15 protein-coding genes are annotated in these 14,419 nt (G+C 62.9%); 7 read left to right on the top strand and 8 right to left on the bottom strand.

Going from position 1 to position 14,419, the window contains the following annotated elements; genetic code table 11:
- Positions 1-20 precede the first annotated feature (20 nt).
- Complete coding sequence (locus tag V2B23_RS07100) at positions 21-1,334, top strand: bifunctional o-acetylhomoserine/o-acetylserine sulfhydrylase (protein WP_430949694.1); 1,314 nt, start codon at positions 21-23, stop codon at positions 1,332-1,334.
- A 61-nt stretch (positions 1,335-1,395) separates the two neighbouring features.
- Here the strand turns inward: V2B23_RS07100 and bphC are convergent, their stop codons facing one another.
- From bphC to V2B23_RS07080, 4 genes are all read right to left on the bottom strand, one after another.
- Positions 1,396-2,316 carry a biphenyl-2,3-diol 1,2-dioxygenase gene (gene bphC, locus V2B23_RS07095; RefSeq protein ID WP_172936975.1) on the bottom strand — a complete coding sequence of 307 codons (921 nt, stop codon included), beginning with the start codon at positions 2,314-2,316 and terminating at the stop codon, positions 1,396-1,398.
- 35 nt (positions 2,317-2,351) lie between these two features.
- Positions 2,352-3,530, bottom strand: coding sequence for an acyl-CoA dehydrogenase family protein (locus V2B23_RS07090; RefSeq protein ID WP_033233236.1), 1,179 nt, complete (start codon positions 3,528-3,530; stop codon positions 2,352-2,354).
- Between the two features lie 305 nt (positions 3,531-3,835).
- Positions 3,836-4,696: an alpha/beta fold hydrolase gene (locus V2B23_RS07085; protein WP_430949693.1), complete on the bottom strand. Its 861-nt coding sequence runs from the start codon at positions 4,694-4,696 to the stop codon at positions 3,836-3,838.
- Positions 4,697-4,772: 76 nt separating this feature from the next.
- Positions 4,773-5,681, bottom strand: a complete 909-nt coding sequence (locus V2B23_RS07080; RefSeq protein ID WP_430949692.1) for an IclR family transcriptional regulator — start codon at positions 5,679-5,681, stop codon at positions 4,773-4,775.
- Between the two features lie 138 nt (positions 5,682-5,819).
- Between V2B23_RS07080 and V2B23_RS07075 the strand changes: the two genes are divergently transcribed.
- Both V2B23_RS07075 and V2B23_RS07070 read left to right on the top strand, forming a co-directional pair.
- Positions 5,820-6,689, top strand: coding sequence for a TIGR03619 family F420-dependent LLM class oxidoreductase (locus tag V2B23_RS07075; RefSeq protein ID WP_430949691.1), 870 nt, complete (start codon positions 5,820-5,822; stop codon positions 6,687-6,689).
- 31 nt (positions 6,690-6,720) lie between these two features.
- Positions 6,721-7,230, top strand: coding sequence for a nuclear transport factor 2 family protein (locus V2B23_RS07070; protein WP_430949690.1), 510 nt, complete (start codon positions 6,721-6,723; stop codon positions 7,228-7,230).
- A 64-nt stretch (positions 7,231-7,294) separates the two neighbouring features.
- Here V2B23_RS07070 and V2B23_RS07065 read toward each other — a convergent pair whose 3' ends face one another.
- Positions 7,295-8,878 carry an acyl-CoA synthetase gene (locus V2B23_RS07065; RefSeq protein WP_430949689.1) on the bottom strand — a complete coding sequence of 528 codons (1,584 nt, stop codon included), beginning with the start codon at positions 8,876-8,878 and terminating at the stop codon, positions 7,295-7,297.
- 70 nt (positions 8,879-8,948) lie between these two features.
- Complete coding sequence (locus V2B23_RS07060; RefSeq protein ID WP_430949688.1) at positions 8,949-9,101, bottom strand: hypothetical protein; 153 nt, start codon at positions 9,099-9,101, stop codon at positions 8,949-8,951.
- A 258-nt stretch (positions 9,102-9,359) separates the two neighbouring features.
- Between V2B23_RS07060 and V2B23_RS07055 the strand changes: the two genes are divergently transcribed.
- The gene (locus tag V2B23_RS07055; protein ID WP_033233249.1) at positions 9,360-10,298 is read left to right on the top strand and encodes a 3-oxoacyl-ACP reductase; all 939 of its coding nucleotides are present in this window, start codon (positions 9,360-9,362) and stop codon (positions 10,296-10,298) included.
- A 28-nt stretch (positions 10,299-10,326) separates the two neighbouring features.
- Positions 10,327-11,070: an SDR family NAD(P)-dependent oxidoreductase gene (locus V2B23_RS07050; RefSeq protein WP_430949687.1), complete on the top strand. Its 744-nt coding sequence runs from the start codon at positions 10,327-10,329 to the stop codon at positions 11,068-11,070.
- A 45-nt stretch (positions 11,071-11,115) separates the two neighbouring features.
- Here the strand turns inward: V2B23_RS07050 and V2B23_RS07045 are convergent, their stop codons facing one another.
- Positions 11,116-12,021: an amidohydrolase family protein gene (locus tag V2B23_RS07045; RefSeq protein ID WP_430949686.1), complete on the bottom strand. Its 906-nt coding sequence runs from the start codon at positions 12,019-12,021 to the stop codon at positions 11,116-11,118.
- 126 nt (positions 12,022-12,147) lie between these two features.
- Between V2B23_RS07045 and V2B23_RS07040 the strand changes: the two genes are divergently transcribed.
- A complete protein-coding gene (locus V2B23_RS07040; RefSeq protein ID WP_033233253.1) occupies positions 12,148-12,675 on the top strand; it encodes a nuclear transport factor 2 family protein in 528 nt (175 codons plus the stop codon).
- 5 nt (positions 12,676-12,680) lie between these two features.
- Positions 12,681-13,814 carry an NADH:flavin oxidoreductase gene (locus V2B23_RS07035; protein ID WP_430949685.1) on the top strand — a complete coding sequence of 378 codons (1,134 nt, stop codon included), beginning with the start codon at positions 12,681-12,683 and terminating at the stop codon, positions 13,812-13,814.
- A gap of 25 nt (positions 13,815-13,839) precedes the next feature.
- On the opposite strand, the gene V2B23_RS07030 is transcribed toward V2B23_RS07035, so the two are convergent.
- The gene (locus V2B23_RS07030; RefSeq protein ID WP_430949684.1) at positions 13,840-14,403 is read right to left on the bottom strand and encodes a ribonuclease H family protein; all 564 of its coding nucleotides are present in this window, start codon (positions 14,401-14,403) and stop codon (positions 13,840-13,842) included.
- Positions 14,404-14,419 lie beyond the last annotated feature (16 nt).

Genomic DNA, 14,419 nt, shown 5'->3' with positions numbered 1-14,419 from the left:
TCACCACGGAGTATGAATTCATGAGCGAGAACACCCCCGTCGACACCGATCCGACCGCTAACTGGTCGTTCGAAACCAAGCAGGTCCACGCCGGACAGGGACCGGACAGCGCCACAAATGCTCGGGCACTGCCGATCTACCAGACAACGAGCTACGTCTTCGACAGCACCGACCACGCCGCCGCGCTGTTCGGCCTCGCCGAACCCGGCAACATCTATACCCGCATCATGAACCCGACGCAGGACGCCGTCGAGCAGCGCATCGCCGCCCTCGAAGGCGGAGTCGCAGCGCTGCTGGTTGCATCCGGCCAGGCCGCGGAGACTTTCGCGATCCTCAACCTCGCCGAAGCCGGTGACCACATCGTCTCCAGCCCGCGCTTGTACGGCGGCACGTACAACCTCTTCCACTACACACTGCCCAAGCTCGGTATCACCGTCGACTTCGTCGAAGACCCGGACAACCTCGATCACTGGCGTGAGGCAATCCGTCCGAACACCAAGGCGTTCTACGGCGAAACCATCTCCAACCCCAAGAACGACGTGTTCGACATCCCCGGCATCAGCGCGATTGCCCATGAGAACGGCATCCCGCTGATCGTCGACAACACGGTCGCAACTCCGTACCTCATTCAGCCGCTGAAGCACGGCGCGGACATCGTCGTCCACTCCGCCACCAAATACCTTGGCGGACACGGCACCGCAATTGCCGGCGTCATCATCGACGGCGGAACCTTCGACTGGACCCAGGGCCGCCACACCAACTTCACCACCCCGGATCCCAGCTACCACGGCGTCACCTTCGCCGACCTCGGCGCGCCCGCCTACGCTCTCAAGGCCCGCGTTCAGCTTCTGCGCGACCTCGGTTCGGCAATCGCACCGTTCAACGCGTTCCTGATCTCGCAAGGCATCGAAACGCTGAGCCTGCGTATCGAACGCCACGTGTCCAATGCGCAGAAGGTCGCCGAGTTCCTCGACGGCCACGCCGAGGTTACGTCGGTCGCCTACGCCGGACTGCCGTCGTCTCCCTGGCACGAGCGCGGAAAGCAGCTGGCGCCCAAGGGCACCGGCGCGATTGTCGCGTTCGAGCTGGCCGGCGGGGTCGATGCCGGCAAGAAGTTCGTCAACGCCCTGACTCTGCACAGCCACGTCGCCAACATCGGTGACGTCCGCTCACTCGTCATCCACCCCGCATCGACGACGCACTCGCAGCTCACTCCAGAAGAGCAGCTCGCCTCCGGAGTCACTCCCGGACTCGTCCGACTGGCAGTCGGAATCGAAGGTATCGACGACATCCTCGCCGACCTCGAAATCGGTTTGGCTGCAGCAGCTTCCTGATCAACCACAACAAAAAACTCGGCCCCGACACGAAGTCGGGGCCGAGCTTTTTGTGCAAAAACTAGCTCTTGGGCGTGAAGGCCGCAAGCGGTTCGCTTGCGGACCAGTCATGGCCCCAGTAACTGTCCGCTGTAATTTCCTCAGCGGTGTAGAACGCTTCGTCGACCAGCATTCCCTCGCAACCGAATTCGAGGTCCCAACCGCCGGGAGCGCGCACGTAGAACGAGACCATCTTGTCGTTCGTGTGGCGTCCGAGGGTCGAGGAGATCGTGAAGCCGAGCTTGGCAACACGATCGAGTGCCTGACCGACAGAGTCGAGGGTCTCGGCCTCCATCATCAGGTGCACCAGACCGGGCTCGTCGACCGGCGGGGCCGGGCACAGTGCCAGGCTGTGGTGACGCTGGTTGACACCCATGAAGCGGACACGGCGAGCCGGCGGCGGCGCGTCGATGCCGCCGAGGCGAATGGAGCCGCGCGGCAGGAAGCCCAGAACCTCGGTGTAGAAGGTGTGCGCTTCGTCGAAACGCGTGACGGGGAGCACGACGTGGCCGAGTCCCTGATCGCCGGTGACAAAGCGTCCACCGTGCGGGGTGACCAACGGGCTGTGGTCGAGAACCGGTCCGAAGAAGACCTCGACACGGTTGCCGTTTGGATCGTTGAACGCGATGACCTGCTCGGCGTCGCGGTAGCTGGCATCGGTCTCGGAGAGAACCTCGACCTCGACCCCGGCCTTCTCGACGGCTTCGCGAACACGCTGAAGCGCGAACTGATCTCGCACTTCCCAGCCCACTGCCAGTGCCTTGTCCGACTCACCCGGAAGGACGATCAGTCGCGAGCGACGCTCGTCCAGACGGAGGTAGAGGCCGTCGGGTTCCGGGCCGCTGCCGACCGCGAGACCGAGTCCGTCAACAACGAGCTCGCGCCAGCGAGCCACGTCCTGCGTTTGGATCCTGAGATACCCCAGGCCCCGAATTTCAGTCATGCCTAACCGTCCTTGCTTCGAAAGTATTTGTGGGACTAGATCATCGAGCGGTGGATGCCCTGCGGCTCGCCACCGAGCTGCGTCAGGGTCGACGCGTGGAAGATCGATCCGGGCACGTGGATGGCATGCGAGAGACCCGCGTGCGCGTCACGCCAGAATCGCTGCATCGGAGTGCTGAGCTGGAGGGCGCCGCCGCCGGAGCGAGCGAAGATCTCGTCCACTGCGCGCACTGCACGCCACGCGGCAGCCGTCTGCGTGCGTCGGCCGATGGAACGAAGCTCGAACGATACTTCCTGACCCTTCTCGGTCATGTCCCAGAAACGGTCGACCGTCTCGAGGATCGCCGCGCGAGAAGCCGCGATCTCCGCGGCAGCCTCGCCGATGGCGAAGAGAACGTACGGATCTTCCTTGATCGGGACACCGCTGACTGTGACGCGCTCACGCTGGGCGGCGATGTTGCAGGCCAATGCACCTTCGGCGATACCGATCAACGAGGAGGTGATGCCGAGCGGGAAGATGCAGGAGAACGGGAACTTGTACAGGGTCTCCGTGCGGCCGGCTTCCTTCCACGCGCTGCCGTCGTACACCTTGGACGCGTCGATGGTGCGGTAGGCGGGGAGGAAAGCATCCTTGATGATGAGGTCCTTGGAACCGGTGCCTCGCAGGCCTACGACGTTCCAGCTGTCCTGGTCGATTTCGTAATCGCTACGCGGCAGCAGGACGTGCAGGTGCTTCGGCGGCATGAGGGGCTTGCCCTCGGCGTCGCCGACCATCGCGCCGATCATGACCCAGTCACAGTGGTCCGTTCCCGAGGAGAATGACCAGCGACCGTTGAGGATGTAGCCACCGTCGACGGGACGAGCAACACCCATCGGTGCGTACGGGGAAGCCATCCAGGTGTCCGGGTTCTCGCCCCAGACCTCTTCCTGTGCCTTCTTGTCGAAGAATGCAAGCTCCCACGGGTGGACGCCGACGATGCCGCTGACCCAGCCGGTTGCGCCGTCCATCGCGCCGATAGCCATTGCCGTCTCGGCGAACTCACGCGGGTGCGATTCGAGCCCACCGAATTCCTTGGGCTGGAACATGCGGATGACGCCGGAATCGCGAAGACGCTTCGCGTTGCCGTCCGACAGCTGCATGATCTTGTCGCCCTCGACGCCGCCTGCGCGGATCTCGTCGGCGAACTGAGAGATGTTGTCTAGAACCTGTCCCATGGTTTTCTCGGCTTTCTGGTTTCGGTACCCGGCGAATGCCTAGGCAGACTTCTTCGCGGCGAGTCCAAGCGCGATGTCGATCAACTGGTCTTCCTGCCCACCAACTACCTTGCGGCGGAAAACTCGCTGCGTATCACTGAGCATCGCGTCCTCCTGAAAGATCTGGCGAGGTGAAAATCTGTTGGTGAAACCGTGGCAGGTGCGGCTCGGTAGTGCAGAAATGCTTCCCGGTGAGTGGGAGCAGCCCCTGTGCGCCTTTTTGGTAGCGGGAACTGCCGGAAAGGCGCACGGGGCCGAAGGCCCCTTTACGGGCGGGTCAGGAATGCCAGAACGGCCGAGACCCAGGCGTCGCGGGCCTCGATCATCGTCCAGTGACCGCACCTGGGGAAGATGTGCACTTCACCGTTCGGGATATCGCGCATCGGCAGAATCGCCATGTCGACGGGACTGACGCGGTCATCGCGACCCCACGTGAGCAGTGTCGGAGCCTTGATCTTGTTCAACTGCGCCCAGTACGGAACATCCGTCGACGCAGCAGCGGCGGCGCCCATGGCGGCCATGGCCTTGCTGCTGTACATCCGACGCGCAATCTCGAGCGTCGTCGGCTCGGTGGCGAGCGCCCAACGCTCTTCGATGAGCTGCTCGGTAACCACGGCCGGATCGAAGACCATCGACTGCAGCCACCGGATCAGGCCCTCGCGGGTGGGGTTGTCGGTGAATTCCATGAGGAGCTTGATGCCTTCACCGGGGCCGGGCGAGAAGGTATTCTTGCCCATGCCGCCGATGGTGACGAGCTTGTTGACGCGGTGCGGTTGGTCGATTGCGACCTTGGTGGCGACGATGCCGCCCATGGAGTTGCCGATCAGGTGGACGGGGCCCAGGCCGAGTCCGTCGAGGAACGCGCTGACCGAGGCCTGAGCCATCATCATCGGGTGGCCGTCGCCGGGGTCGCTGACGCCGAAGCCGGGGAACTCGAGAACGTAGCAGTGGAAGTGCTCGGCGAAGTCCGCGAGAACGCCGCGGTAGTTGCGCCAGCCGGTGACTCCGGGGCCCGATCCGTGCAGCAGCACCAGCGGCGGACCGTCGCCGGCCTCGTGGTACCGGAGCACACCGAGATCGGTCTGCAGCTCTTTCAGAGTGTCCTCGTAGCTCAGTTCAGTCGTCATACCCCGAACGGTGCCATCACCGCTGCTGAGCTGCTACGAACCGTCCCGATCAGCGAGACAGAAAGGGCGAGAAAACTCAGATCCACTGCTCGGTGGATGCCGCCAGAAGTCGGTCCATCGTGTCTGCCGAGAAGGTGTTGGTCGGGATCGGAGGAGCCTTGCGGCCACGGCGCGGCGCACCCAGCTCGGGGTACAGCGAGCGCGAGACCTCACGGGCAGCGTCGACCACCAACGGAGCGACTCGCTCGAGCTGAGCCGTCCGCATGTCGCCGCACAATGCAATGCTGCCGACGGGGCCCTCATGCCCACGAATCGCGGCTGCGACGCACGCCAGGCCGCGAGCGGATTCACCGCGCTCGAAGGCCAAGCCCCGACGCTGACGGATGCGGTTGAGTTCCTGATGCAGAATGCCGATCTCCGCGATGGTGTTCTCGGTACAGCGCGGAAGCGTCGCGCCGAACAAAGCGTCGACGCGTTCGGGGTCGATCCACGCGAGCATCGCCTTGCCACCCGCGGTGGAGTGGGCAAGAACCCGGCCACCGACACGCGACGGGAGTGCCGCAGCAAATCGGCCGCCGACCTTGTCGAGGTAGACGGTTTCGCGGCCGTCGAGCACCGAGAGATGCACAACCATTCCGGTCTGCAGGTGCAGTTCGTGCAGGAGGGGCGCAGCGGCTTCACGAATCTGGCTGTGGCCACCGTCGCCGCCACCGAGGCCGAGTGCCCGCCGCCCCAGGCAGTAGCCGAACGAGGCGTGATCGACCCAGTCGAGCTTGACGAGCTGATCGAGAATGCGGTGGACGGTGGAGCGCGGCAGCTGCGTGCGGCACGCCACCTCTTCCAGGGTGAGCCGTGCTGCGCGTCCGTCGAAGGCGTCGAGAATCAGCGTCATTCGCTCGACCATCGACGGCGGCAAGTCCTTTTTGGCCTGAGCGTTGGTCGGCTGAGCAGTGGTCATGGTGTCGTTGATTTCAACGATGGTCATTGACGCCTCCCGGAAACTGGAATTGATTCTAGTGACTATAACCTAGGTCACAGCATCCGGAAAGCCGATTCGGCAATTTCATCCCGATCACCGGAAATTTCGGTGTCACGACAAGTGTCCCGCAGCTATAAACACTTGATGCACCTCGGACTCGTCACACCGGTACTGATCCAGCACCCCAGCACCCGATCAGACTGGGAAGCCACGGCCGAGATCGACGACGTTGCACAGATCGCCGAAACTGCCGATCGCCTCGGTTTTCACCACCTGACCTGCAGTGAACATATCGCAGTCCCCACGGAAACAGCCGAAGAACGCGGCGGAACCTACTGGGATCCGCTCGCAACTCTCGGATATCTCGCAGCCCGAACACGCACCATTCGGCTCGCAACCCAAGTGCTCGTGCTCGGATACCACCACCCACTGGAGATCGCGAAGCGCTACGGAACGCTGGATCGAATCAGCAACGGCCGACTTGTTCTCGGCCTCGGAGTCGGAACACTAAAAGAAGAATTCGATCTCATAAACGCTCCGTTCACCGATCGTGGAGCTCGCGCCGACGACGCCCTCGCAGCGCTGCGCACCTCGCTCTCCACTCGGCTCCCGGAGTACCACGGCGAGTTCTACGACTACTCGGGATTTGTTGTCGAGCCGCACGCCGTCCAACCGCGCGTGCCACTGTGGATCGGTGGCCGCACCAAGCGCTCATTGCGCCGAGCGCTCGCCCACGGCGACGGTTGGGTGCCCTTCGGACTGCGCCTCTCTGAACTCGGCGACATGCTCGCGGCGGCGCCGCTCCCCGAGAACTTCGACGTCGTCTTGTCCACCGGCGCGGCCTTCGATCCGCTGGGCGACCGCGAACGAGTCGTCCGTTCACTCACCCGGGTCCGCGACGCCGGTGCCACCATCGCCAGCACGTCGATCAGCGCGTCGAGCGCTGATCACTTCGGTGAACAGCTCGAAGAGCTTCACCGCATCGCCCTCGCCGAGGGCGTCGATTTCACCTGATCGATCCACTTCGTCTACGTAAGGAATTCCGATGACCGACGCCACCGCACTGAGCAACTCTCTTGCCCTGGTCGAATCACTGATTGCCCGAGTCGAACTGCTCGAAGACAAGTTGGCGATCACGGAACTGCTCACCGCATACAGCCCGGCCGTCGACAGCGGATCTGCCGACGAGGTCGCAAACCTGTGGCTCGAGGACGGCGTCTACGACGTCGACACAGGAGCAATGCACGGCCGCGGCGAACTCCGCGCCATGGTGCGCAGTGCCTCTCATCAGAACTGGATCATGAACGGCGCAGCGCACATGATGACGCCGGCGCACATCCGCATCGACGGCAACAAGGCCGTCGCAACCTGCCACTCGCAGCTCGTGATCAAGGACCCCGAGAACCCGTCCGGCTTCAAGGTCCTGCGCATCACCGCGAACCGGTGGGAACTGGTCAAGAACGACGGTGTCTGGAAGGTCGAATTGCGGACCAACGCGCTCCTCGACGGCCGCCCCGAAGCCCGCGCCCTTTTGGCCGCAGGAGTGGCGAACTAGCTTTTTGCTCAGCCTTGACGTCATCCAGCGCGCCCCTCACAAAACGCGCTGGATGACGTCGAAACTAGTTAGCTTCCGTCAAAGTTGCCTTGGCCCAGCGGTAATCGGCCTTGCCACTGGGAGAACGCCGGATCTCCGACACGCTCACGACAGTGCGAGGCACCTTGTACCGAGCGACCTGCGACGCGCAATGCTCACCGATCTCGGCGAGGTCCGGGACGTCGAAACCGTCACGAGTCGTGATGACTGCAGCCACGCGCTCGCCGAACTTGTCGTCCGGCACTCCAGCGACCAGGGCGTCGAGAACAGCAGGATGGCTCTTGATCGCCTGCTCGACCTCTTCGGGGTACACCTTCTCACCACCGGTGTTGATGCACTGGGATCCACGACCCAAGAGCACGATGGTCCCGTCGGCTTCGACCCGTCCGATGTCGCCGAGTACCGACATGCGAACGCCGTCGATGACAGGGAACGTAGCTGCCGTCTTCACGGGATCGTTGAAGTATCCGACCGGGACGTGACCGGAACGGGCGATGTACCCGGTTTCGGGTGAACCGGGCTCGAGCGGACGCATCCGCTCGTCCACAACACGCGTCTCGTCGCGAGCGGCGATCCGCATCAAGCCGTCCGCGCCGATCTCGAGGTTGCCGTCGACGCCGGACTCGGACGAACCGAAACCGTCGCGGATGATCAGGTTCGGAATGATCGACTTCAACTGCTCACGCAAGGAGAGCGAGAACAACGCTCCGCCGGAAGAGACCATGCCCACCGTACCGAGGTCGTACTCCGCGCCGTTCGCAGCCAATTCGTCGGCGAGGGGGCGTGCCATCGCGTCACCGACAACGGTAATGGAGACAGCCTTTTCGCTCCCGGCAAGCTGGAGCGTCTTCTTCGCGTCGAAACGCGCCATCAGAATTGCGTTGGCGCCCATGAAGAATCCGGTGAACAGCGAGTAGGACGCTGCGCCGTGCATCAGCGGTGCGGTGCTGAGCATGTTCATCGCTGGGACGTGCGGCACAGCGGCGTACAGATCTTCGGCCTTGACATGCGGAGGGCCGAAAGGGTTTCCACCCGTGAGCGCCGCGAAGTAGAAATCCTCGTGACGCCACATGACACCCTTGGGCATACCCGTGGTGCCGCCGGTGTAGATGACAAAGAGGTCGTCTTCGCTGCGCGGTCCGAAGTCCCGCTTGGCGGACTGTGCCTGCGTTGCAACGTCGTAACTGATGCTGTCGACTCCGGCAAGCTCGGCTTGGCCGACGACGACGACATGCTTCATGCCGGGCGTGGTGGGAAGGATCGACGCGACGGTGTCGGCGAACTCCTCGTCGACGATGAGTGCGACCGCCATGGAGTCGTTGTAGAGGTACGTCAGCTCGGCATCGACATAGCGATAGTTGACATTGATCGGCACTGCGCGAATCTTGAGGCAGCCCAACAGGCTCTCGACGTATTCGATGCTGTTGCGCATGTGCAGAGCAACGTGATCACCCGGGCCGACGCCCACACTCGCGAGGTGATGGGCGATGCGGTTGGAGCCTTCGTCGAGTTCCGCGTAAGTCCGTCGACGCCCGTCGCACACGATTGCCGTGCGATCCGAGATCAAGTCCGTGACGCCCTCGTACAGATCTGCCAAATTCAGTGACACTGTTGGTGCCTTCCGTTATTTCAGGTGCGGCAGGCCCGGCCCGGCCGCACCTAGCGGTACTTCGAGTGCGTCATCCGCCGATCCGACGCCCCAACAACGATGCCAGGAGCTGCGCAGATCCTCCGGTCGCTCCACCCGATGCAGCCAGAGCGGATCCTGCGGTGAGGATCTCGGACGATTGGCTGAGGCGTAGATGCTTCCGAGCAGGCGAGTCGTTGAACATGGGTTGCTCCGGGCAGTATCGGCGGTGACGCAAGTGCGTGCGCGCCTGGTCGGCGCGTAGCCACAAGGTGGCATGTCCAGCTCGTGACCTACATCACCGCTCCCACTGACCGGGACTGCAGTGTTCTGGCTCGCATTTCTGATCAAAACTAGAACTAATTCTGATTTTGTCTCTGTTAGTTTTGCCGAAGTTACGCCAAAATAGATTCAACAAATTAGAATGAATACTAATTTCTGACCCGGATCGAAGGAGCACGACATGACGCAATCACTGAGCTTGGAAGGCAAAGTAGCCGCAGTCACCGGCGCCGGCGCCGGACTCGGTCGCGCTGAGGCACTCGGCCTCGCAGCAGCCGGCGCAGCCGTCATCGTCAACGACATGGGCCCCGCAGCCAATGACGTGGTCGACGAGATCAAGGCCGCAGGCGGACAAGCCATCGCCATCACGGGCGACGTCTCCGACTGGTCCCTCGGCGCGCGCTTCGTCGAGGAAGGCGTCAAGAACTTCGGCTCCTTCGACATCCTCGTCAACAACGCGGGCATCCTGCGCGACAAGATGATCTTCAACCTGACCGAATCCGACTGGGACGACGTCATTCGCGTGCACCTCAAGGGCCACGCCGCAACCTCCCATGCAGCTGCAGTGCACTGGCGCGCCGCAAGCAAGGCAGCTGACGCTCCCGTCTACGGTCGCATCATCAACACTTCCTCCGAAGCCTTCCTCTTCGGCAGCGCCGGACAGCCCAACTACTCGGCAGCCAAGGCCGGCATCACGGCTCTGACGCTCTCGAGCGCTGCCGGTCTCTCCCGTTACGGCGTCCGCAGCAACGCAATCTGCCCGCGCGCCCGGACCGCAATGACGGCAGATGCGTTCGGCGAGAACAACACCGGTGTCACCGGCCTCGATCCGCTTGCACCCGAGCGTGTTGCAACGCTGGTCAGCTACCTGGCCTCACCCGCTTCGGACGAGATCAACGGACAGGTCTTTGTCGTCTACGGCAAGATGGTGGCACTGATGGAAGCACCGAAGGTCGAGAACCGTTTCGACGCAGCCGGATCCGCGTTCACCGTCGAGGAGCTCGGCGGTCAGCTCTCGTCGTACTTCTCAGGCCGTGGCCCCTACGAGACCTACGCCGCTTACAGCATCGCCGGCCTCGAAAAGATCGCACTCGCAGTCGACGAGACTGCAACCGTCTAAGCAGTATCAACACAGAAGGAGCGTTTTCATGAGGCTGAACGGCAAGGTAGCGATTGTCACCGGAGGCGCCGGTGGAATCGGTCGCGCAATCACCCGAGTTTTTGCCCGTGAAGGCGCGAAGGTCCTGTTCGTCGACATCAACGACGAGCAGGGCCAGGCCCTCGAGCAGGAACTGGCCGGCTCCGGCAAGTTCCTCAACGTCGACCTTGCTGCAGCAGGTTCGGCCGAGCAAATCCGCGACGCCGCGCTCGAAGCATTCGGCAAGCTCGACATCCTGGTCAACAACGCTCACGCGTCGCGCCAGGCTCCGTTGTTGGAAACGACGCAGGACATGTTCGATCTGTCCTTCAACACCGGCTTCTACCCCGTTGTCCACCTGATGCAGGCGTGCCACGACGAACTGGCGAAGACCAAGGGTTCGGTCATCAACTTCGCCTCCGGTTCCGGCTTGGACGGTATGCCCACCCAGACGTCGTACGCAGCAGCCAAGGAAGCTGTACGCGGCCTGACTCGCGTCGTTGCCAACGAGTGGGCACCGGAAGGCATTCGCGTCAACGTGATCTGCCCGTTCGCCGCAACCGAAGGCGTCGTCAAGTGGGCCGAGGCGTTCCCGGAACGCGCAGAAGCATCGCGCGCCAAGGTGCCCCTCGGGCGTATCGGTGATCCCGAGACCGACATCGCTCCGGTCGCTGTGTTCCTCGCGAGCGACGACTCGCAGTACATGACCGGTCAGACGTTGATGGCCGACGGCGGCAGCATCAAACTGCGCTGAGCCGACGCTCTTCACTGCGCTGAGTCGAAGTTCTTCTCGGTGGGCTCAGCTCACCGAGAAGAGCTTGGCCGCGTTGTCGTGTACGACGGCGCGCAACCACTCGTCCCCGAGATCGAACCGCGTAAGTGCTTGCAACGATTTGAGATACGGGTACGGAATGTTCGGGAAATCGCTCCCGAAGAGTATCCGGTCCTGCATGTCGATCAGGCGAGAGATATCCGACTTCGGAAAGGCACACTGCTCTTCCGTGAAATCTGTGAACGCCATCGTTGTATCCAGGCGCACATTCCCGTACGCCTCTGCAAGATCAAGGAATTCGCTGTACTCCGGCATGCCCATGTGGGCAATGATCAGCGGCAACCTCGGGTAGCGCGCCAGCAGCGACGCGATCCGATCCGGACCGGTGAACGTACCCGGCGCCGGCCCTGAGCCGCAATGAATGACGATCGGTATCTCGGCATCCTCGAGCTGACCCCACACGTCGTCGAGCAGCGGATCGTTCGGATCGTAATTGCCGACCTGGATGTGGGACTTGAAGATTCGAGCTCCCGACTCCACAGCCTGTCCGACGTAGGACGCCGCCGACTCCTCGGGATAGAACGTAGCCGTATGCAGGCAATCAGGTGTCTGCGCGGCAAACTCGACGGCCCACTGATTGAGCCACTCGGCCATCGCGTTCTTGTGCGGGTAGATCATCGAGGTAAAGGCGCGGACTCCGAATTCACGCAGCCGATGTACGCGCTCCTCTTCCACCATGCGATACGTGATCGGCCATGGCCGACCGATCATCGGCCCAGCCGAGTCGAAGTACCCCCACACCTTGTCCATGACACTCTTGGGCATGAAGTGGGTGTGAACGTCGATCAAGCCCGGAACACCCAACTCATCCCAGAAGTCCCGAACCGCGGCGATCTCCTCGGCCCCGGGGACCGAATCCGTATCTACGCACATAGCGAGCGCTCCTTCCGTTTGCTCGACCATACCGAGTGCTGTCGCGCTCACTGAGACAGGTGATTGACGGCAAGGCCGTGCGCACTCGAATCTGAAGGCATCGTGCCGATTACTGCTGGAGGTTGCATGTCTTTGACCGAGTCCGAAGTCGCGTCGCTCAGTCCTGTCGAGGAACTACTCGCAATCGAGGAAATCAAGAAGGTCTTCTCGGCTCGCCTGCGTTGCATGGACACCAAGCAGTGGCATATCTACCCGACACTGCACACCGAGGACGTCGTCAGCGAAACCTGGGGTGGCCTCCCCACGGACAAGCAACCCAAGACCGGTGACACCTCCAATCAGGTGGTCGGTATCGAGAAACTCACCAACGCCATTCGGAACATGCTCGACGGCGAAATTCCTCTCACCACGGCGCACCACGCACACACCCCTGAAATCGTGCTGACGTCCCCCACCACCGCCACGGGAATCTGGGCCATGGAGGACATGCTGTGGTGGAACGACGGTGAGAAGGAACTGCACCTGCACGGCTACGGCCACTACCACGAGGAATACCGCAAAGAGAACGGTAAGTGGCTGATCAGCTACCGCACTCTCACGAGGTTGCGCGTCGATCAGGACCCCGGATTCTTCCGATTCATGAAAGCACTGTGATTGACATGACCAGTCCCCTTTTCCAGCCTCTGCGCATTCGTTCGCTCGAATTGCCCAACCGCATCGTGATGTCCCCGATGACGCGCACCTACTCCATCGAGGGCGTCCCCGGACAGGATGTCGCCGACTACTACCGTCGACGCGCTGAGGGCGGCACCGGGCTGATCGTCACCGAAGGCGTTGCGATCGACCACGTCACTGCGGTGGACCACGCAAACGTCCCCAACCTTCACACTCCCGCCGCTCAGGCCGGTTGGCGCAAGGTCATCGACGACGTTCACGGGGCCGGCGGAAAGATCGTGCCGCAACTCTGGCACGTCGGCCCGCTGTGGGGCGCGATGACGCAGATGGATCCTTCGCTCAAGCCGATGCGCCCGTCCGGTGAGTGGGGCCCGCTCGGCGTCACTTCGTACTCCGCCGCCTACGTCGAGCGCGCTCAGGCCACAACCGCCGCGATGACCGAGCAGGACATCGAAGACGTGATCGCCGCCTACGTCCGCAGTGCGAAGCACGCTGTCGAGCTCGGCTTCGACGGCATCGCCATCCACGGCGGCCACGGCTACCTGCTGGATTCGTTCTTCTGGGAAGGCACCAACCGGCGCGACGACGCGTGGGGCGGCGACTTGGAGCGTCGTACCAAGTTCCCCGCAGCCGTCGTGGCTGCCATCCGCGAAGCGATCGGCCCGGATCTGCCGATCATCTACCGCTTCTCCCAGCACAAGCAGCAGGATTTCACCGCGAAGATCGCGGAGACCCCGGAAGAGTTGGGCGTGATCCTGGGCGCTTTGGTCGATGCCGGGGTCGACGTGCTGGACGCCAGCATCCGTCGCTTCGACGTCCCCGCCTTCGAAGGCAGCGACCTCTCGCTCGCCGGCTGGGCCAAGAAGCTGACCGGCGCCGTCACGATGGCCGTCGGCAGCGTCGGGATCGGAAAGTCGCTGCGCGACAGTCGCATCGAAGGCGTTGCGCCCGTCGTGGACAACATCCCGCAACTCGAGGAGCGCGTCGGCAGCGGTGAGTTCGATCTGATCGCGATCGGTCGCTTGCACTTGGCTGATCCGGCACTCGCAACCACCCTGCGTGCCGGCGGCCCGTTGCCCGCATTCGATCGAGCAGTGCACGAAGGCAGCTTGATCTAGGCGGCTGCGCCCCCTGTGCGCCTTTTCAGAACAGTGTGAACAGATCTTCCGGTTCGACAGCCGTCGTGGACTTCTCCTTGTATGAGGAGTTCACGACGGTTACTTCTTTCTTCACCGTCGCCGGAGTCTGCGCCGCAAGCGGTACCGACGGTATGTCCCCGGAGACGATGGCGCGGGCAGCTTCGCCTGCCAGCTTGTCGGCCATCTCGTTGTAGTGGTTGCCCACGTGCCCGCGCACCCAACGGAAACGCACCGGCCCGACACGATCGGTGATGGCACGGTCGATGCCCTGCACCAGTTCCAAGTTCTTGACGGCGCCGCCGCTCGCGGTTTTCCAGCCCTTACGCTTCCAACTCGGCAGCCACTCGGACGCACATTTGATGGCGTATTGGGAGTCCGATTCGATGAGCAAAGGCTCGTCTCCGGGGTGAGCGACAACGGCCTCGAAGAGCGCCCTCAACTCGGCGATCTGATTGGTTCCGGATGATTCGCCGCCCGACATCGACGGACCCTCGTGATTTACCCAAGCCCAGCCGATAGCTCCGCCGGGGTTGCGCAGACAGGATCCGTCGGTGCTCACGATGATCATGGCTGGGACCTTACGT

The organism is Rhodococcus sp. 24CO (genome assembly GCF_050586165.1).
Taxonomy (GTDB): Bacteria; Actinomycetota; Actinomycetes; order Mycobacteriales; family Mycobacteriaceae; genus Rhodococcus_F.
Note: the sequence above shows the minus strand (reverse complement) of the source record. Positions and strands in the feature narration are given on the sequence as shown.